Source organism: Pontibacter sp. YIM B11418, assembly GCF_059278805.1.
In genome coordinates this window covers 511812-530930 of record NZ_JCAEMH010000002.1, presented here as the reverse complement: position 1 = coordinate 530930, position 19119 = coordinate 511812, and the positions used below count along the sequence as shown (strand labels likewise).

The window sequence follows — 19119 nt, the reverse complement described above, 5'->3', positions numbered from 1 at the left end:
TTTTAGCGCTAAGAATAATATGCAAATGTTAATCTCTATTTCGTGTTTTCTCTCCTGTCCAGCTGCTTGTTTTTATACAACAAGGTATTAGGTGTCTTACAGTAGATCCCATAATTCTTTTCGGTGAGGAACATATGGACAGGCGATTCAAAGATATCCTCCATCGTTGAATGGAGAATTTCAATCAGAACAACAGCAGGTCTGTATTTCACCCAATCGTTTGATTCCAGCACCTCAAGGTCTAAGCCCTCAACGTCTATGGACATAAATGATATTTCCACTCCCGGGGGAATGTAAGTGTCAAGCAACTCGCCAAGCGGGAGAGTCTGTACATCTTTTTTGTCTATAATCTTATAGCTGGTCTTATTGTCCCGTTCCTCAGAGAGTTTTTTGTCGAAGCCATTAAGAGCAGGCTCATCAAACATGTAGTATGTTAATGTTTGCTTTGTTTTAGAGATGCCGAGCTCTAAATTGATGTCATGAGGACGGGTTTCACGAAAGAGCTTCATGCTATCAGGCATTGCATCTATGTTAATACCCCGCCAGCCTTTTTTATAGAATATGTATGTGTTAGAGAACCGTTTGGGATGATGAGCGCCCACATCAACAAAAAAGCCAGTGGGAGCATACTCAAATATCCTGTCAAGCAACAGATCTTCCCCTTCCTGAGAATAAGATACTCTTCCATATCTTAAATCAATGACTTTGTTTATGTAACGCTTAACTCTCTGATACATATTAAATATTGTTTATTTCCCTGGGAGGAAGTATACCTTTAAGGTATAGTAAGTTTATGGATCGTGTGCTTCTGAAAATAAAATTACTTAAAAAAGAAGAAATTGCATAAGAGATCAATGTAGCTATGGCTGCTCCATTAATGCCATAACCTGGTATTAGAATTACATTCAAAATGATGTTTGATGTAAGGCCGAGCACGGTTCTATAAAGCGTTACTTTCGTCTGACCCTCTATCACCAGTTGCTGACTACTTGCCACGCCCAGGAAAATAAAGATAGTAGACCAGACATGGATAGTCAGAACCGGTGTTGCCTCCTGGTACTGCTGCCCATATAACAAAGAAATTATCAAAGGGCTGAGAAAAGTCGTCACGATTGCCAGGATAATACTACTGTAAATCAAAATGCTGTAGAGCTTCACTAACTTTTTGTGATACAGCAATGTGTCTTTGTATGCACTTACTAAGGAGGGAAAAACAGAATTGGTAATGACTACCGGCAAAATAGAGAAAAGCTCAGTGATACGGACAGCTGCTGAGTAATTACCGACAGAAGCAGAGCCTAACATATTCTTTATCATGAGCTGGTCAACCCTCATGTAGGCTATTACGGTTAAAGCTGAAATAATGAGAGGCCAACTCGACTGCATTAGCGATTTAGCAATAGTAGCATCCCACTGCCATGAGCTTAACCTGACTGCTAAACTTTTATAAGAGTAGCCTAGTAAAAACATGGCGGCTAGTCCCAGATCTAATAAAATGGCCAGCGCAAAATAGCTTACCGGATAATCATTAAGAAGGAGGTATACTTTAAATAATGAAGATAGAAGTAGCGCTGTGTTCTTGAGTATTACCGAAATTTTTGATCTCAGATGGGCCTGCAAATACAGGTCTACCACATCCACGGATTGAAAAATCAGGCCAAATCCAAGAATCAGTATTATCCCAAAAGATTGCTGGTCTTGAGCATATTCTAATCCGAACGCTGCAGCAATAACGATGATAAGCGCGATGACTGCACCAAAAAGTCTAAGTAAAAAGCCGGTACCAAGGAGCTTGCTTTTCTCATATTCTCCTCTGACAATCTCTCTTACCAGCGTAGTGTCAAGGCCGAGGCTTACAAAAGCGGAGAATATGGCGATAAAAGCTTGCCCATAATTCAGTTTACCAAATTGGTCGGGCCCCAAATGCCTTGCTATCCAAATTCCGATAATAAGTCCAGAACCTATTCTTAGTCCCTTATCAAAAAGTAGCCAGAGGATGTTCGTAGCTATTTTGCTGGAGCCCAGTCTTAAAAATTTATGTACAATGGTAGTCATCAGGCACCTCGGCCTATTTACATCATCTAACATAAGAGTAATGTGGTATGGGCCTTAGCAAAATTATGTTTTCAATATGTCAAGTTAGAGTAAATCAGATGTCTACTAATGCTTGTTGTTCAGTACAGCGCGGAATCTACTAATCTTCGAAGACAGCTGTTTTTAAGTAAGCTCCTGAGGCACAAATAGCAATTTAGATTAGTCCCATTAATGTTTCTGAAGTCGTGATGTCACACTTCTAATTGTAATAAATGCAAAGCTATTAAAAATATTTACCTTTTAATATGGTAAATATTGCATCTGAAATTTTAGCGGTATATTTGGCAAATTTTGATGGTATGCAACAATTCAAAGAGCGTGAGCAAATGCCCAAGGCAAACGATGAGGTAGATCTGATTGTTTTATTTGATTTAATAAGAAGATTTTTCAATAAAGTCTCCAGAGGCATTGCGTTTACTGCTAGGGCTGCGAAAAATAATATAGGATTACTTCTGATTTTCATATTGTTAGGAAGCGGAATCGGGTACGGATTGACTCTAATCACCAAAGCTTACTATACCTCTTCCATGACGCTGATGCTGGCTAACATCCGAAACGAATTTATTGAAGATCAGCTAAATAAGTTGTCTTTGATGGTAGCAGAAGAGAACTACGAAGCAGTAGCTGAGAGGCTGGACATTAACACTGAGGCTGCCCGCCAAATCAAAAAGATGAGTTTCTCAAATCTGGACCAGGATAGGATTCAGGAGGATAGCGTACTGACCGGTTCTCCTTTCCGAATTGAACTGTCCTTATACGACAGGACTCTTTTTGAAACCATGGAGCCTGCTTTCACCAATTACCTGGAGAACAACCGGTATTTTGCTAGGCAGAAGAGAATAAAGCAGCGCCAGGTAGAGAATATGGTGTCTAAACTGAAGGGTGAAATATCTTCTATCGACAGCATGAAAACGAATGTCAGTGAGCCTAGAGGCCCGGTGAATGGATTTGTGTATGGACAGCCAATCGACCCGACCAATTTATACCGAGAGAGTATTACGATGTACAAAGAGCAGGTAAAATTGGAGGCCGATTTGGAAAAGCTCGACAATGTCGAAATTGTAACAGGATTTGTACCGAGATTACGTCCTACAGGACCAAATCTGCTTAGCTACATTGCTATCGGAGCCTTGATTGCATTTGTAATTGGTTGTATAGTGGCACTGAATCGGGAAGCCAAAAAGCAGGCAACTGCTTAATGCTAACTAACTTATTGTTTTAAAGCAGAATTCCCGCTTCTTTAGGAGAAGCGGGAATTCTGCTTTAACAGTATACTATTACTCTTCCTGCCTTAAAACCCAGCTCAGATTATAAAGATCCTTACGGCGGTCTTTCAAGTTTCTTACACTACCGGCTGTATTCAGGTCCTTGAGCAGGTCCAGGTCTAGGTCGGCGATCAGGGTCATCTCGGTGTTCGGAGTAGCTTCGGCTACCACGGCGTCGTGCGGGAAGGCAAAGTCGGAAGGTGAGAAAACAGCTGATTGCGAGTACTGGATGTCCATATTCTCCACTTTGGGTAGGTTGCCTACGCTACCTGTAATAGCCACATAGCACTCATTCTCGATGGCACGGGCTTGGGCGCAGAGTCGAACCCGGAGGTAGGCGTTCTTGGTGTCAGTCCAGAAAGGCACAAACAGGATCTTCATGTCCATGTCAGAGAGCATGCGGGCCAGCTCTGGAAACTCAACATCGTAGCAGATTAAAATGCCGATCTTGCCGATATCCGTGTCAAATATCTTGAGTTTGTGACCACCGCGCATACCCCAGTAATGCGACTCGTCTGGTGTGACGTGTAGCTTGTACTGCTTGTCGTAGGTGCCATCGCGGCGACAGAGGTAGCTCACGTTGTAGAGCTTGTTGTCGTAGTACTCCGGCATGCTGCCCGCAATGATGTTGATGTTGTAGGAGAGGGCCATGTGGATCATGCGCTCCCGGATCTCATCCGTGTACTCAGCCATACTTCGGATAGCTTCCGATGGTGACTCCTCGTTGGTAAGTGCCATCAGCGGCGCGTTGAAGAACTCGGGGAAAACCACCATGTCGGACTTGTAGGAGCTGACGGTGTCCACAAAGAACTCCACCTGTTGCATAAAGTCGTCAATGTCTTTGACGGCCCGCATCTGCCACTGCACAATACCGATGCGGACGATGGTCTTCTTGCCGCCCAAGAGCTTTTCCTTTTCTTCATAATACACATTGATCCATTCCAACAGGGTAGCATAGGCGCGCGACTCGGTGTCGTCCGGCAGGTAGCCTTTGAGGATCTTGCGTACGTGGAAATCGTTGCTGAGCTGAAAAGACAGCACCGGGTCTGAGAGTTCCTTATTTCGCACCATCTCGATATACTTGGCCGGCGTCAGTTTGTCGGCGTAGTCCTTGTAGCCAGGTATACGGCCACCGGCTATGATGCCACGCAGGTTCAGATTCTCGCAGATTTCCTTACGTGCGTCGTAGAGGCGGCGGCCCAGGCGCATGTTGCGGTAATCCGGGTGCACGAACACGTCGATGCCGTACAGGGTCTCGCCCTCAGGGTCATGCGACTTGAAAGTGCCTTTGTCGATGATCTGGTCGTAGGTGTGCTTATCGCCATACACGCTGTAGTCTACAATCAGGCTGAGGGCCACGGCCACAACCTTGCCTTTGTCTTCTATACAGATCTGCCCCTCTGGGAATTTTTTGAGGAGGTTGGAAAACTCTTTGCGGGTCCAGGCGCCATCGATGTTCGAGTACACCAGGTCCATGATCTCTTTTACTTCTTTGTAATCTTTAAGCTCCAGCTGGCGCAATAATAGCCGGTGCTCAGAGTTCGCTTCTATTTTTTCACTCATGTTTCAGGATTGGGGTTGCTTGCCTCAGGTATACGTGAAGCAAGTATCGTTTTGATATGATATTTTAATTGAAATCGGGATTTACCGACCTGAGGCAAATTTAAAAAGAAAAAGCGCAGCTTTGACACTGCGCTTTCAATAGGATAAGTATAGCTTTCTTAGAGCTGCACTTCCGGAATGTCTCCTTCCACGATCAGGCGTCCTTCGGTTGCCTTTTGAATTTCTTCTACTGTCACACCAGGCGCGCGCTCCAGCAGTTTGAAGCCATCTTCGGTTACTTCGAGCACTGCCAGGTCAGTTACAATTTTCTTGATGCACTTCACGCCCGTGATCGGCAGGGTGCATTCCTTCAGCAGTTTTGACGAGCCGTCGCGGGCGGTATGCTGCATCGCTACAATGATGTTTTTAGCAGAGGCCACCAGGTCCATGGCGCCGCCCATACCTTTCACCATCTTGCCCGGTATCTTCCAATTAGCAATATCGCCCTGTTCTGACACCTCCATGGCGCCCAGGATGGTTAGGTCCACGTGCTCCCCCCGGATCATGCCAAAACTCTCGGCAGAGCTGAAGATGGAGGAGCCAGGAAGCGTTGTGATGGTCTGCTTGCCAGCGTTGATCAGGTCGGCGTCCACTTTGTCTTCGGTAGGGAAGGGGCCCATGCCCAGCAGCCCGTTCTCTGACTGCAACACCACTTCCACGCCCTCCGGAATGTAGTTGGCCACCAGCGTAGGTATACCGATGCCCAGGTTCACGTACATCCCGTTCTTTACTTCTTTTGCGATTCGTTTCGCTATTTGATTTTTATCAAGTCCCATGTTGCTGTGATTTAAGCAGTTCTAACTGTGCGCTGTTCAATACGCTTCTCGTACTTCTCGCCCTGGAAAATGCGCTGCACGTAAATACCGGGCGTATGGATCATGTTCGGATCCAGTTCGCCGGCAGGCACCAATTCCTCGACCTCTGCCACCGTTATTTTGCCGGCTGCTGCCATCATCGGGTTGAAGTTGCGGGCCGTGCCTTTGTAGACCAGGTTACCGGCTGTATCGCCTTTCCAGGCCTTCACAAACGAGAAGTCAGCCTTTAGCCATTGCTCCATCAAATACATTTTGCCATTGAACTCACGGCTCTCTTTGCCTTCGCCTACCTCGGTGCCGTAGCCGGCAGGGGTAAAGAAAGCAGGTATACCGGCACCACCGGCACGGATGCGCTCTGCCAGCGTACCTTGCGGAATCAGCTCAACATCCAGTTCTCCACTCAATAACTGACGCTCAAACTCGGCATTCTCGCCCACGTAACTGGCAATCATCTTTTTGACCTGTCGCTTTTGCAAGAGCAGCCCAATGCCATAATCATCTACTCCGGCGTTATTAGAGATACAGGTTATGTCTTTCACGCCCAGGCGCAACAGTTCGTGTATGGCGTTCTCAGGGATGCCGCACAAGCCAAAGCCTCCCAGCATGAAGGTCATGCCATCCTGTACGCCCTGCAGGGCTTCCTGTACGTTCTTTACAGTTTTATTTATCATAGTTTATAATGTGCTTACGCCCTGCCAGGTATAGCTATACCTGCATAGGCAGCTGTTAAACGATTGATTCTATAGAATAGGTAATATAGATAGAAAAAAAGCCATATACAACGTATGGCTTTTCGTTTTTTAGGTGAAATAGGATTTATATAAGGTGAAATACCTTATGGGGCTAACGTACGCAGACTAGCTTCCTTATCTCTCGCCAACTGTGCCTTCAGAGCATCCAGACCGTCGAACTTCTGTTCCTGGCGCAGCATTTTTACAAACTCAACAGTTAGGGTTTGGCCATAAAGATTACCGTCAAAATTGATTAGGTGCACTTCCAGGGTAAGGTGTGAACCGTCCACAGTCGGACGAACGCCAATGTTCATCATGCCCGGCAGGCGCTGGCCTTCGTGCCTGACCCAAACGGCATATACGCCATGGGCAGGTATAAGCTTGTGCGGCGTAGGTAGGGCGAGGTTGGCGGTCGGGAAACCGATGGTGCGGCCAAGCTTATTACCTTCCTCCACAGTAGAGGTTAGGGTATAGGTATGGCCCAGGTAGCGGTTGGCAGTCGGTATGTCTCCTGATTCGATTGCCTTGCGGATTTTGGTGGAGCTCACGCCAATGTCGTCCACATCCTGACGCGGAATCTCTTCCACCTCAAAACCATATTGCGCGGAACGGGCTTTCAGGTGCTCAAAGCTGCCCTCGCGGTTCTTGCCGAAACGGTGATCGTAGCCGATAACGAGGACTTTGGTATGGATCGCTTTCACCAGCACGTCTTCTATAAAAGTGCGGGAGCTCAGGCGGGAAAATGCTTTGGTGAACGGGATGATCAGCAGGTAATCGATGCCGAAGCTACGTAACTGCTCCACGCGCTCCTCAATGGTGGAAAGCAACCTGAGGTCGTTGTCCTCTGGGAAGAGCACCAGGCGCGGATGCGGCCAGTAGGTGATGACCACACTCTGACCGTCGGTCTGGCGGGCGCGTTCCTTCACCCGCTGCAGGATTTTCTGATGGCCCACATGCACACCATCAAAAGTGCCGCTGGTCACCACCGGGAAACTCAGTTTAGGAAATTCAGCTATATCACGAATTACTTCCATTCGCTTCGAGTTGGGCTCTTCTGATCTGCTGTATGTCTTCTATGGTAAGGGCATCTTCCAGCTTATACTCGCCGATACGGGTACGCACGAGCGCCGAGAGGTGTGCGCCCACACCCAGCTTCTGTCCCAGGTCATGCGCCAGGCTACGGATGTAGGTGCCTTTGCTGCAGATCACTTTAAAGGAGATAACTGCACCTTCTATGTTCGTGATCTCAAATGCTTTAATCGTAACGGTGCGCGGTTTCATTTCAGCCTCCTTGCCTTTTCGGGCCAGGTCGTAGGCGCGCTTGCCGTCTATCATCACTGCCGAGTAAATAGGAGGGATCTGCTCAATGGTGCCTACAAAGCTATCAGCAGCTGCCTGTATATCGGCTGGGGTAAGGTGGCTGATGTCTTTGCTTTCGCTTACCGGCGTTTCCAGGTCGTAGGAAGGCGTTGTCTGGCCGAGCGTGATAGTGCCGGTATACTCTTTTTCCTGCGCCTGTATCTCGTCAATGCGCTTGGTGAATTTGCCGGTGCACAGGATCAGCAAGCCCGAAGCCAGAGGGTCGAGGGTGCCGGCGTGGCCGATCTTTTTTACGCGAAGGGTGTTGCGCACTTTCTTCACCACATCAAACGAGGTCCAGGTAAGTGGTTTGTCAAGTAACAGGATTTCGCCTGCTTCGAAGTTGTAATTCATGTTATACTCTTAAGTCAACACCCATGGCCAGCAGCGCCAGCAACGCTATACCTAGTGCTATACGATAGTAGCCAAACATCTTGAAGCCATACTTGGTCAGGAAGTTGATGAAGAACCTGATCGCGATCATCGCCACAATAAAGGCGACTACATTGCCAATAAGCAACAGTCTAAGGTCATCGCCCGTGATCACGTCGAAGCTGTTCCTAATTTTTACGAGGTCGAAGGTGACGATGTCTGATATTTCCAGCTTCAACAGGTCTTTGACCAGCTTATAGCCAGCCGCGGCCAGCATGGTGGGCACTGCCAGAAAAAAGGAGAACTCAGCGGCTGCTTTGCGGTTAACGCCCTGCGTCAGGCCACCGATAATAGAAGCCGCCGAACGAGACACCCCCGGAATCATGGCGATGCATTGGAAGAAGCCAATGACTAAGGCATTCTTGTAAGTGATATTGTTTTCCTGGGCATGGGCAAACCACTTGTCCACGAAGAGCAGCACCACACCGCCCGCTACCAGCATGACGGCCGTGATGAGCACGCTTCCCAGCATGGCGTCGATCACATCGTTGAGCAGAAAGCCGATGACAGCCGCAGGTATAAATGCCAGGAGCAGCTTCTGGTAAAACGCAAAACTGTTGATAAAGCGCTTCCAATACAGCACTACCACCGACAGGATAGCTCCGAACTGTATGTTCACAGCAAATATTTTAGTGATCGATAGCTCGTTGATGCCCATCAGGGCCGAAGCGATGATCATGTGCCCTGTAGAGGATACAGGTAAAAATTCGGTAAGTCCTTCAACTATGGCTAAAATAATAGCCTGCCATTCACTCATCTAACTAATCTTCTGTTTTTTCGTGTGTTCTATCTTTTACCATGATCGCAAACAGCTCGATCACAAAGCCGGCCATTACTACAATGGGGCCCAGCGTAATTCCCAGAAAGCCTAGTCCGTACTGTTCCTTATCGAGCGTCATGATGATAAAACCAACGGCCAGCACAACAATGCCAACCAGCATCAGAATGTAGTTTTTTTTGCCAAAGGCAAGCTTGCTCTTATTTTCCATATTAATATAGTTCGTCAAGTGAAAGGCGCAGGTACTTGCGTACAGCGCGGTAAGAACTCAGGAAACCGATTACGGCACCCAGCACAATCAGTGCAATCATGAGCATGTACAGCTGCTCTTCGTCTTTGAGCAGGCTCAGCTCCGTTATCTCGCGGTAGGCGTACTGCATCAGTGCAAATAACAGGACAGAGGCAATTATACCACTGATGATGCCTTGAAAAGCTGCGCGGTTAAGGAAAGGACGCTGTATAAAGAATGAGGTGGCGCCCACCAATTGCATACTCCGGATCAGGAAACGCTGTGAGTATAACGCCAGTTTGATGGTATTGTTGATCAGGATGATCACCACCAGCACCAGTATACCTGCAAAGCCAAGCAGTAGGATGCTGATTTTCTGGATATTACTGTTGATTGATTCGATCAGACTTTCGACATACTGCACCTCATACACCCCCTCAATCCCTTCGATGTCGTTTTTTATACCTTTAAGCTGGGCTGAGCTGGAACTCTCGGCGTTGATCCGGAGCACATAGGTGTCACGCAGCGGGTTGTCTCCCAGAAATGCGGTAAAATCCTCACCTGTTTCTTCCAAGAAGGCCTTGGCGCCCTCTTCTTTTGAGAGGAACCGTACCTGGGCCGTATCGCCCTTGTAAGCGACATATTCTTTCGCGGCCAGGGTTTTCTGCAAGCGGTCGAGCTGTACCTGCGTTAGGTTGCGATCCAGGTATACCTGCATCTCGATGCTTTCCTTCACGATATCCGACAGCTTGCCGGCATGAATAAGCAGCGTGCCGAACAAGCCGATCACAAACAAGGCCAGGGAGATGGAGAACACCACCATGGCATGCGGGTAATTACCGAGCTTCTTCTTCTTAACTGTCCTGGTTGTAGTTGTTGCCATACGATACGCTTCCGTGCAAAAATAGAAATATTATTTAAATATGAGGAGCTTCTGACCAGCTAATGCAAAAAGCCCGGCTGGTGTTCCGGGCTTTACAGGTTCATGCGTGGGTCAGAGTCGAGGATGATAGGGACTTTCTGCTGCTCCTGACGGCGTTCGCGGCGCCTTTCCCGGTCTCGGCCAAAGAGCTCCCGCAGATTATCGAAGTGCTTGGTGTGCAGCAAACTGAGCCGCTGTGTGTTGGTAATACGCCCATAGTTGGTCGGCAAAGTGTTGTACTCCAGACGCCCGCGCAATTCGCCGCTCTTTGTAATATAGTACTCGACAGACCAACTGCCCTGATAGGCGTTGCGGTAGGTGCCACCTGCCTGCCCGGCTTGTGGTGTCGTGTTAGACCCGAGACCTGTCTGGCTGCTGACACGCAGACGACCCTGGAAGAAAGAGTAGCTCAGCCTCAGCTGCAGGGCAGAGAGGTCATCCTGGCTGATGTCCCCCAAGCCGATGTCTATTTCCAGGTTGCTGTCAATAGAGTTCAGGAAGCCGCTCAGCTGGCCGGTGAGTAAACTGCCCAAGCTGCCACCCACTGCCGCCGCCCCCGGGTTCTCACCGAAGAAAGTGCCGGGCGGAGCCAGCCTGCGGAGCACCAGCAGGCTGAATACCTGCCTGTTCAGTTCATTTTCATCGTTCCTTATACCTAGCAGGATCGGCTCAAGGGCCAATCTTGCATTGGCAGGCAGGTTTTCGAAATCAAGGTTCAGTCGTATGTCCGGCGTCAAAATGGGGCCTTTCAGGTCAACGATGGCTGTTACCGGATAGCTACCCTGTATGTTGGCTGCTTGATCGCCGTTTTGCACCAGGTTGTCTATTCGGGTGTTTTGAACGTAGGTGGCCCGGATGTCCATGACCCCGTCGAGCGGGTCGCCGTTCCAGGAGAGCGTACCGCCCGGTGTTACCCGGAATTCGCGTGACACCACGCCCTCCAGCAGGTTGAGGTTATAGGCGCCGTTGGCGATCACGAAGTTGCCAAACATGTTAAACTCACCCCGGGTATCAATAGTCATTTGAATCTGCCCGCTGCCTGAACCCCGGATCACGTCACCAGTTTGCCGGTCGATAATGATCTCAAAATAAGCGTCGTCGGTCACGTCGAGGTCAAAGTTCATGTTGATGCCGGACAAATCTACCTTTTGTTCTTCTACAGCCACGGCTACACCGGTTGAGTCGCTTATGTTGCGGTTCACGAAGCGGATGAAATCTTTACGGGCCAGGTCAGTCTGGTTGTCAAGCGGCACTACAATGCGCGTGTTGGCATTGCTCCGGGCATTCACGTCTATTTTGAGGTTGTCTACTGGACCCAGTACAGTAGCGATACCGGTACCGAAGGCGGTGCCATAATAGAGCTCGTTCTGCTCGTAGGTTGTGTTTAGGATCATCAGGTTCCGGAAGCGGGCGTTCAGGTCGAGCACCATGTTCTGGAAACCATCGTGGGCGATGCCGCCGGTCACGTAGCCCACATTACCGTAGAGGTCACGCAGCTGCGCATTGCGGAAGCTGATGCTGTTGGCTCCAAAGTATACGCGGTCGGAGAAGCGGTAGGTAGTGCCAAGGTAATCGAAGCGGAACTGCCCGCCGGTCACCATTACCGAACCGGTCAGCACCGGCGCCGACAGCCTACCCAGCACCCGGATGCGCCCTTCCATGGTGCCTTCCATCTCTGACATGATCGGTTTGAGGATCGGCTCCACGATCTTGAGCTGGGTCTCGTCCAGCACGGCTAACATATCCAACTGTTCTTCTTCGGCGCGGGGGTAGTAGTTGCCGGTAAGTGTCAGCACCTTCTTATTATTACGGTCAATGTCTACATCCACCACCATTTGCTGCTGGGCGTTGATCCAATCTCCTTTGCCCTGTATGTCACCGATCAGCACATCGTCCAGGTAAAAAGAGTCTACCCGCATACCTGCATTCAGGATGGCATTGTTATAAATGTCCTGGGCTGTGAGCTCGGCATTAAGCGTGCCCCGGATCTGCTCCGGCATGAGCGGATTGAAGTTGCGCAGGTCGAAGTTCTTGATGCTGGCTACCAGCGTGCTGCCCGGGTCACGCCCGACAGCCCCGTCTACCCGTATGATCTGGTTCTGGTTAGAAAGTATCAGTTCTTCAAAATCCAGCCGCTTTCCGTTTTCGCTGATGTAAATCATACTCCCAGGCTGGAAGGCCCAGGGGGTTTCGCGGAGCGTGATGTTCGATCTGCCAAATACAACTTGCAAACGGTCCTGCAGGAAATTCACATCGCCTACCACGGTCGCCTGGTTATTATAGGCTGGCTGCAGCAGGTTGGTATAAAACCCGATGGTGCGCTCGCTCCAGATGGCTTCCAGCAGCAACCGTTCTGTTTCCCCAACAGAGGGCAATAGCTGCTTGTCAGAGGTGAACTGGGCACTGGCCAGTACATCCGGACTATTCTGCAGCTTGGAAGTGCTAAGTTCTATGTCATTTTGGTAGAGTGTGACATCGTCATATAATATCGTGTCCACTCGCGCATAGGAAGTCAGGATGACCGTGTTGCCATGCCGGAAGGAGCCTTCCATCTTAGAGAAGTCAGAAATGGTGAGCTCCGGCACAAATAACTGAAGCAGCGGATTGACCCGCCTCAGGTATAGGTCATAGTCAAGACTGTACTCGGGCTGGGCATCCGGGCGCTTCCGTCTGTAATAAGCTGCCGTAGTGGCATCATTACTCTCAAAATTCAGTTTGTATTCCTGTACCAGTTGTTTCAGGTCGTCGATCAGGGCAGAATAGTTGAAGTCGCCGCTCACGCGTAAAGCCAGGGGAGTAGAGCGAACGGTCAGGCTGCGTATACCTTCGCCAATGTGCGACTGCACCTGGATCGTATCCAGCGCGATGCGTTGGCCTTCGTAGGTAACGGAAGCACTATCGAAAAAGGCAGTGCCTTGGAAGTCGTCCAGTCGGAGGCCCTGGAAGTTGAGGTCGGCATTCGCCTGCACGATAACAGACTTATCCGTAATGCGGAGGGCTTTCAGGTCGGCTTTGTTTAGGTCAGCTCTCAGGTTAAAGGCCTGGTTGTTGTTTGCCAGGTTCACCTCTCCGTTGGCCGTAAAGGCCAGGTTCGGATCATTAATGGCAAAGCGGCCTTCGTAACGCTGATGACTGAAGGTGCCATCGGTGCGGATATTGCGGTAATTATAATCCAGCACATGGAGTTGGGCAATGTCGGCATTGATCTGCAGGCGGGCATCCTTCATTGTAAAGCCGGAACCGACCACGCGGCCATCCATTGTGATTGTTTTAATGGCATCGGCCTCACCAATCAGGCGACCTATGTGGAAGTTCTGGGTTTTGAGGCGACCACGGTAAGATGAGGTATTGGTAGCCCGGTTGATCTTCATGTTGATATCTGACTGCACATTGCCCAGCGCCGTGACAAAACTACCGTTAGCCACGAAGTCGTTGTAAAAACCCAAAAAGCGCCCGTCAATTTTCACGGTACCCAGCCGGGAGGCGATGGCATAGGCATCGGCAGGCAGAAATTGTTTGATGTCTTCCGCATTCAGAGTCGAGGGCTGTAGACGGATGTTGGCAAAGGTTTCTCCCCAGTTGGGTAGCCCATCCACGTTCATAGTGCCTACAATGTGCGTGTTCTGTCCATACTTGATGTCCAGGTTGGACGCCATGAACTCCGCCACGTTGCCTTCGACTTCGGCAGAGGCGATATAGGCATTTTCATCGTAGTCCCGGAGAGGGGGAGCAAACAGGGCGATATCTCGGGAGTAAAGGTGCGAGTCCTTGATGCGACCAGTCACAGTCACGCTGTCCATGAAGTAGGAGAAGTTGCCGAAGCGGTTGTAGTCGAAGCGGATGTACTCCTTCACATTGCTGTCGTTCACCCGCAGGTCGAGCTCGTCCCATTCCCAATAAGTGGAAGCGTAGGTCATCAGCACATCGAGGTTGTGCAGGCGTATACCTGACGGACGTTCGCGAGCGGTCAGATCCGAAACCCTTACCTTCAGCGTATCACCGGGCTCAAACTCCGTGAAGCGTGCCGAGATGCTGTCGATGGCCAGGTGAAAGTAATCAATGCCGTAGTCGGTGCGGGGACGGTTAAAATCGTCGTAGGTAAAGGCACCGTTCTTAATAACCAGTTCATCAATTGAAAACTCAAAAGGCTGCGAGGCTTTAGTGGTGTCTTTGGTGATCAGGTCGCCGAGCGATTTCAGGAAGGTGGACAGGTTAAGGTAGTCGGTGCCTTCATACATTGCCAGGTTAGCCCGCGGCTCTTGTAGTTCCAGGGTAGAGATGCCGAGGTTGTTTGGCTGGAAGATAGAAAACAGGCTGACGTCGGCTTCGGCACGTCCTACATAGAACAGCTCCTTGCCCCGATAGTCGAGCACCTTCACCTGCTCCAGAATCACATTGCTGAAAAACTCAACATCTACCCGCCCGATGGTGACCTGATGGTCAATGGTGCGGGAGATATACTCGGCCGCCTTCTGAGCGACCCTGGTTTGCACGCCCGGGTAGCGAATGGCCACAAAAACTACCGCAAATGCCACCAAAAGCAACAGGATTACCGCCAAAACTATTTTTAGAATAGCTTTTCCCATAACTTTGAAGAGATTTATGGACTGTTCTTTTTCCAAAAGATGACCGAACCTACAATATTAGCGATTGAATCTTCGTGCGACGAAACGTCTGCTGCGGTTATACGTGGCGGCAAAGTTTTGTCGAATGTTATTGCTACTCAGGCCGTTCATGAAAAATATGGCGGCGTTGTGCCAGAGCTTGCTTCGAGAGCGCACCAACAGAACATCATTCCGGTGGTGCAACAGGCTTTGAGTACAGCAAATGTAAACAAAACTGACTTAAATGCAGTAGCTTTTACCCGTGGTCCGGGCTTGTTGGGCGCGCTGCTGGTCGGCAGCTCTTTTGCCAAGTCATTTGCGTTGGGCCTCAACATCCCGCTTATCGACGTGAACCACATGCAGGCGCATATCCTGGCACACTTCATCGACGATCCAAAACCCAACTTCCCATTCCTGTGCCTGACCGTGAGTGGCGGCCATACCCAGATCGTACTTGTAAAAGACCACCTGGACATGGAGATCATCGGACAAACCACGGATGATGCTGTAGGAGAGGCCTTCGATAAAACGGCCAAAATGCTAGGGCTCCCATACCCAGGCGGACCGATGCTCGACAAAACGGCGGCACAGGGCAATCCGAAGGCTTTTCCATTTCCGGTAGGCAACATGCCTGGCTACGACTTTTCGTTCAGCGGTATCAAGACCTCGGTGCTCTACTTCCTGAAAGATAAAACGAAAAATAACCCGAACTTCGTACAGGAGAATCTGGCTGATATCTGCGCCAGCGTGCAGTATACCCTGATTAAGACCCTCCTGAAGAAAGTGGTGCAGGCAACCAAGGACTTAGGTATAAAGGAAGTGGCTATTGCCGGTGGGGTTTCTGCTAATTCAGGCCTGCGACAGACCTTGCAGGACTACGCCAAAAAGTACGATTGGAACGTCTACATCCCGGCATTTCAGTATTGTACCGATAATGCAGGTATGATAGCCATAACAGCTCATTACCAGTATATTAAAGGTGAATTTGCTGACCAGTACGTGAGCCCGGAACCGAGAATGAAACTTTAGTTTATTTAGTGATTGAGTGGTGGAGTGAATGAGTGATTTTATAGGATATAGGTATTGGGACGTGGACAGGTCGCAACATTTCAGAATCGTGCACAAATAATCATACACGGACATCCATCAACAATTCATTAAATCACTCATTCACTAACTCGCTTAATCACTCATTCACAAAATCACTCAATCAAAAATGAAACAACCCTTCCAGATCGGTGACACCAAGGTATACCACAAAACGGTATCGGCGGCGGACTTTGCCCGTTTTGATGATGGGCTGGTGCATGCGGTTTGCTCTACCTTTTCGCTTGCTCAGGCCGCTGAATGGGCTGGGCGTTTGTTTGTGCTGGAGATGAAAGAAGAAGATGAAGAAGGTATAGGTACCTTTCTGACTATCAATCATAAAAGTCCGGCATTTGAGGGTGATACTATTGAAATAATTGCTCTGCTGAAATCGCAGGAAGGTAATAATGTAATTTGTAGCTTTGAGGCCCGGGTGGGGGATAGGCTGGTGGCTGACGGGGAGACCGGGCAGAAGATTTTAAAGAAACAAAAACTGGCCAGCGTGCTGGCTCCAACAAAATAGCATGACGAAAGCAAAAGATAAAGAAAGAATCAAGAAGCACGTCAATATCCAGAACAGAAGGGCTTCTTTTGAGTTTCAGTTCCTGGACAAGTATACGGCAGGCATCATGCTCAAAGGCACCGAGATCAAATCGATCCGTGAGGGGCAGGTGAACCTGCAGGACGGCTATTGCGTGCTGCACAACGGCGAGTTATACCTGCACAACGTGCACATTTCTACCTACACCGAAGGCACGCACTACAACCACGAGCCTATGCGCACAAGGAAACTCCTGGTGAACAAGAGCGAACTTCGAAAACTGGAGAAGGGGGTGCAGGAACAAGGAGTAACGATTATACCTACACGGATGTTTATAAGCGAACGCGGTTTTGCTAAAGTAGAGGTTGCACTGGCACGCGGTAAGAAGCTGCACGACAAGCGAGAAGACATCAAAGCAAAAGACATAAAACGCGAACTGGACAGAAGCGGGTATTAGTGAGTTAGCGATTGAGTGGATGAGTGATGGAGTGAATTTTTAGAGAGCTCTGAAGATAAGGTGTTGCCAAAGTCGCCTGCATTCAAATGTTAGTTCAAGCTTTTCACTCATTCGAAATTCAAAACAATACTCACTAATTCGCTCATTCACTCACTTGTCAAATCACTCCATCACTCATTCAAAAAATCAAAAGAATGGACTACGGAATATGCATGCTCAGTCTGGTTCCAATGCGCGCTGAGGCTTCTGATAAAGCGGAAATGGTAACGCAGGTGCTCTTTGGGGAGTGCCTGGAGGTACTCAGCAAGCAGGGCAACTGGGTGCAGGTAAGGTTAGCTTCGGACGATTACACTGGCTGGATTGATTTCAAGCAGTACGTTCCTGTGTCGACGGGCTATTACCAAGAGTGGAAGGCGGCGCAGCACCCGCGGGCGCTCGACATTGTGCAAGTGGTTAGCAATGCCGATATGCGGATACCAGTAGGTATAGGCGCTTATTTGCCATTTTTCGATGGTATGAGCATGCGCATCGATGGCCAAAGCTTCCAGTACAGTGGCCGTGCCACAAACCCTGCTGTGCCGGTTACGACAGCCCAGCTCGCAAAACTGGCCCTGGGCTTCCTGAAAGCGCCTTATCTGTGGGGTGGCAAGTCCATGTTCGGGATCGATTGTTCGGGCTTTACGCAGCAGGTATACGGCCTATGCGGCTACCAATTGCCCCGCGATGCCAGTCAGCAGGTGGCAGTAGGGGATGAGGTACACTTCGCTACCCAGACCCAACCCGGTGATCTGGCCTATTTTGCCAATGACGAGGGCCGTATTACCCACGTAGGCCTTATGCTGGAGGGGCAGCAGATCATGCACGCCCACGGCGAGGTCCGTATCTACACCCTCGACCATAATGGTATTTACAATGCTGAGCGCAAGCGTTATTCCCATAAGCTACGTATCATCAAGCGTATTTTTTCCTGATTTTCAGCGTTTTTCTTTGAACATAGGCTATAACGAGTTAGTTAATTCTCGTAGAAGCTATAGCATTAGTTCAAAGCAAGGCCATGAGAGACAAAGTGCTGATATTAAACCAGGACTTCAGCGCGATCGCCGTCTGTACGGTGACCAGGGCCTTTTTGCTCGTGTATCTCGAAAAAGCGGAGCTCATCTCCAAAGCCAACGGCGCTGTTCTGCGCACTGTCAACACTTCTTATCCTGTTCCCTCGGTCATCCGGCTGCAACGCTATGTGAAGGTGCCTTACTATGGTATAGCGCTCAGCAGACACAATGTGCTGCGGCGCGATAACTTCCTCTGTCAGTACTGCGGCACCAACCGCAACCTGACCCTGGACCACCTGCTGCCCCGTTCCAGGGGAGGGGAGACCAGCTGGTACAACATCGTGACGGCTTGCTCCAGGTGTAACTCCCGAAAAGGTGATCGCACCCCTGAAGAAGCCGGCCTGAAACTGCACCGCACCCCCTCTCGTCCATCCCTCTATACCTTCCTGCAACAGCACTTGAACGACTCGAATGAGGACTGGCAAACTTACCTGAAAGTAACTAAAAAGTAGGAGTATATAGTTGCTAATATATTTAGTCAAGTATTTTTAGTATGTTGGTATTCAGATGTTACTGGTAGTTGACTTATAGTTAAGGTGTGATATGGTTTTTGACTTTTCGTGTCTGGGGCCTGAAAGCCACTTCGCTGCTCTTACGGTTGGTTTGAGACCTGCTTTTCAGTGAAGGTTCCAAAGATATCAGGTCTAGATTAGGTATAAGGTCTGCCTCTATGCAGAGGGGTGGCTGGACATGATCATCAGTTCAAGGTCCTTCTTTGTGGAGGGGTCCTTCGCCTAGGGGAACATTTGGGTACCACTTCCCGGTATGTCACGCTGAATGGATCTTGGTTGAAGGGAGAACAAGCAGTTGCTATAACACATTCCTGTCCGTCCATTTAAAGAGACCCCATGCCCCGGAAAGGGTGTTTCTGCTGGTGCCGTTTCAAGGTATAGCTTCGTGGTTACATAAGTACCTTCACAGTACCGCGTCCAACCAACCTTAACCCCTTCTTGTCCTTTTAGAGGGCATCTCCCCCCAGGCGGGGAGCCTGTTGCTGCCATTTGATAGGTATAAGCTTCGTAGCTGCTATTCTCATTCCCCTGTCCCCTTCGAGGGGGGGCTGCCATTACAACTTCACAGGTATAGGTAATGTAG

At 49.3% G+C, this 19119-nt stretch carries 17 protein-coding genes; 6 read left to right on the top strand and 11 right to left on the bottom strand.

What is annotated here, in order from left to right:
* Positions 1-35 precede the first annotated feature (35 nt).
* A complete protein-coding gene (locus tag AC4QZR_RS06705; protein WP_253403672.1) occupies positions 36-737 on the bottom strand; it encodes an FkbM family methyltransferase in 702 nt (233 codons plus the stop codon).
* A 1-nt stretch (position 738) separates the two neighbouring features.
* On the bottom strand, positions 739-2055 hold the full coding sequence (locus AC4QZR_RS06700) for a flippase (RefSeq protein ID WP_494480205.1): 1317 nt from the start codon (positions 2053-2055) through the stop codon (positions 739-741).
* Positions 2056-2339: 284 nt separating this feature from the next.
* Between AC4QZR_RS06700 and AC4QZR_RS06695 the strand changes: the two genes are divergently transcribed.
* Positions 2340-3293 carry a chain length determinant protein gene (locus tag AC4QZR_RS06695; protein ID WP_253403676.1) on the top strand — a complete coding sequence of 318 codons (954 nt, stop codon included), beginning with the start codon at positions 2340-2342 and terminating at the stop codon, positions 3291-3293.
* Positions 3294-3371: 78 nt separating this feature from the next.
* Here the strand turns inward: AC4QZR_RS06695 and AC4QZR_RS06690 are convergent, their stop codons facing one another.
* From AC4QZR_RS06690 to AC4QZR_RS06650, 9 genes are all read right to left on the bottom strand, one after another.
* Positions 3372-4922 carry a bifunctional GNAT family N-acetyltransferase/carbon-nitrogen hydrolase family protein gene (locus AC4QZR_RS06690; protein ID WP_253403678.1) on the bottom strand — a complete coding sequence of 517 codons (1551 nt, stop codon included), beginning with the start codon at positions 4920-4922 and terminating at the stop codon, positions 3372-3374.
* 158 nt (positions 4923-5080) lie between these two features.
* Positions 5081-5737 (bottom strand): CoA transferase subunit B, encoded by a 657-nt coding sequence (locus AC4QZR_RS06685; protein WP_253403680.1) that lies wholly within the window; start codon positions 5735-5737, stop codon positions 5081-5083.
* 11 nt (positions 5738-5748) lie between these two features.
* A complete protein-coding gene (locus AC4QZR_RS06680) occupies positions 5749-6447 on the bottom strand; it encodes a CoA transferase subunit A (RefSeq protein WP_494480204.1) in 699 nt (232 codons plus the stop codon).
* Between the two features lie 164 nt (positions 6448-6611).
* Complete coding sequence (locus tag AC4QZR_RS06675; RefSeq protein ID WP_494480203.1) at positions 6612-7541, bottom strand: bifunctional riboflavin kinase/FAD synthetase; 930 nt, start codon at positions 7539-7541, stop codon at positions 6612-6614.
* Positions 7525-8220, bottom strand: a complete 696-nt coding sequence (truB, locus tag AC4QZR_RS06670; protein ID WP_494480202.1) for a tRNA pseudouridine(55) synthase TruB — start codon at positions 8218-8220, stop codon at positions 7525-7527. The genes AC4QZR_RS06675 and truB overlap by 17 nt, the downstream gene beginning before the upstream one ends.
* A 1-nt stretch (position 8221) precedes the next feature.
* Complete coding sequence (locus AC4QZR_RS06665; RefSeq protein ID WP_494480201.1) at positions 8222-9055, bottom strand: undecaprenyl-diphosphate phosphatase; 834 nt, start codon at positions 9053-9055, stop codon at positions 8222-8224.
* Positions 9056-9059: 4 nt separating this feature from the next.
* Entirely contained in the window at positions 9060-9287 is a 228-nt protein-coding gene (locus tag AC4QZR_RS06660; RefSeq protein ID WP_494480200.1) for a DUF3098 domain-containing protein, read from the bottom strand.
* A 1-nt stretch (position 9288) separates the two neighbouring features.
* The gene (locus AC4QZR_RS06655; RefSeq protein WP_253403697.1) at positions 9289-10188 is read right to left on the bottom strand and encodes a cell division protein FtsX; all 900 of its coding nucleotides are present in this window, start codon (positions 10186-10188) and stop codon (positions 9289-9291) included.
* A 92-nt stretch (positions 10189-10280) separates the two neighbouring features.
* Positions 10281-14813: a translocation/assembly module TamB domain-containing protein gene (locus AC4QZR_RS06650; RefSeq protein ID WP_494480199.1), complete on the bottom strand. Its 4533-nt coding sequence runs from the start codon at positions 14811-14813 to the stop codon at positions 10281-10283.
* A gap of 39 nt (positions 14814-14852) precedes the next feature.
* On the opposite strand from AC4QZR_RS06650, the gene tsaD reads away from it, so the two are divergent.
* The 5 genes from tsaD to AC4QZR_RS06625 all read left to right on the top strand — a co-directional run bounded on the left by tsaD (position 14853) and on the right by AC4QZR_RS06625 (position 18476).
* The gene (gene tsaD, locus AC4QZR_RS06645) at positions 14853-15860 is read left to right on the top strand and encodes a tRNA (adenosine(37)-N6)-threonylcarbamoyltransferase complex transferase subunit TsaD (RefSeq protein WP_494480198.1); all 1008 of its coding nucleotides are present in this window, start codon (positions 14853-14855) and stop codon (positions 15858-15860) included.
* Positions 15861-16047: 187 nt separating this feature from the next.
* Complete coding sequence (locus AC4QZR_RS06640) at positions 16048-16440, top strand: thioesterase family protein (protein WP_494480197.1); 393 nt, start codon at positions 16048-16050, stop codon at positions 16438-16440.
* Position 16441: 1 nt separating this feature from the next.
* Entirely contained in the window at positions 16442-16915 is a 474-nt protein-coding gene (smpB, locus tag AC4QZR_RS06635) for an SsrA-binding protein SmpB (protein ID WP_253403705.1), read from the top strand.
* Positions 16916-17109: 194 nt separating this feature from the next.
* Entirely contained in the window at positions 17110-17886 is a 777-nt protein-coding gene (locus AC4QZR_RS06630; protein ID WP_494480196.1) for a C40 family peptidase, read from the top strand.
* Positions 17887-17969: 83 nt separating this feature from the next.
* Positions 17970-18476: an HNH endonuclease gene (locus tag AC4QZR_RS06625; protein WP_494480195.1), complete on the top strand. Its 507-nt coding sequence runs from the start codon at positions 17970-17972 to the stop codon at positions 18474-18476.
* Positions 18477-19119 lie beyond the last annotated feature (643 nt).

What these genes read in the sequence shown, in the direction of transcription:
- AC4QZR_RS06705 (WP_253403672.1), bottom strand. Translation starts at nt 737, where the DNA reads ATGTATCAGAGAGTTAAGCGTTACATAAACAAAGTCATTGATTTAAGA.
- AC4QZR_RS06700 (WP_494480205.1), bottom strand. Translation starts at nt 2,055, where the DNA reads ATGACTACCATTGTACATAAATTTTTAAGACTGGGCTCCAGCAAAATA.
- AC4QZR_RS06695 (WP_253403676.1), top strand. Translation starts at nt 2,340, where the DNA reads ATGGTAAATATTGCATCTGAAATTTTAGCGGTATATTTGGCAAATTTT.
- AC4QZR_RS06690 (WP_253403678.1), bottom strand. Translation starts at nt 4,922, where the DNA reads ATGAGTGAAAAAATAGAAGCGAACTCTGAGCACCGGCTATTATTGCGC.
- AC4QZR_RS06685 (WP_253403680.1), bottom strand. Translation starts at nt 5,737, where the DNA reads ATGGGACTTGATAAAAATCAAATAGCGAAACGAATCGCAAAAGAAGTA.
- AC4QZR_RS06680 (WP_494480204.1), bottom strand. Translation starts at nt 6,447, where the DNA reads ATGATAAATAAAACTGTAAAGAACGTACAGGAAGCCCTGCAGGGCGTA.
- AC4QZR_RS06675 (WP_494480203.1), bottom strand. Translation starts at nt 7,541, where the DNA reads ATGGAAGTAATTCGTGATATAGCTGAATTTCCTAAACTGAGTTTCCCG.
- truB (WP_494480202.1), bottom strand. Translation starts at nt 8,220, where the DNA reads ATGAATTACAACTTCGAAGCAGGCGAAATCCTGTTACTTGACAAACCA.
- AC4QZR_RS06665 (WP_494480201.1), bottom strand. Translation starts at nt 9,055, where the DNA reads ATGAGTGAATGGCAGGCTATTATTTTAGCCATAGTTGAAGGACTTACC.
- AC4QZR_RS06660 (WP_494480200.1), bottom strand. Translation starts at nt 9,287, where the DNA reads ATGGAAAATAAGAGCAAGCTTGCCTTTGGCAAAAAAAACTACATTCTG.
- AC4QZR_RS06655 (WP_253403697.1), bottom strand. Translation starts at nt 10,188, where the DNA reads ATGGCAACAACTACAACCAGGACAGTTAAGAAGAAGAAGCTCGGTAAT.
- AC4QZR_RS06650 (WP_494480199.1), bottom strand. Translation starts at nt 14,813, where the DNA reads ATGGGAAAAGCTATTCTAAAAATAGTTTTGGCGGTAATCCTGTTGCTT.
- tsaD (WP_494480198.1), top strand. Translation starts at nt 14,853, where the DNA reads ATGACCGAACCTACAATATTAGCGATTGAATCTTCGTGCGACGAAACG.
- AC4QZR_RS06640 (WP_494480197.1), top strand. Translation starts at nt 16,048, where the DNA reads ATGAAACAACCCTTCCAGATCGGTGACACCAAGGTATACCACAAAACG.
- smpB (WP_253403705.1), top strand. Translation starts at nt 16,442, where the DNA reads ATGACGAAAGCAAAAGATAAAGAAAGAATCAAGAAGCACGTCAATATC.
- AC4QZR_RS06630 (WP_494480196.1), top strand. Translation starts at nt 17,110, where the DNA reads ATGGACTACGGAATATGCATGCTCAGTCTGGTTCCAATGCGCGCTGAG.
- AC4QZR_RS06625 (WP_494480195.1), top strand. Translation starts at nt 17,970, where the DNA reads ATGAGAGACAAAGTGCTGATATTAAACCAGGACTTCAGCGCGATCGCC.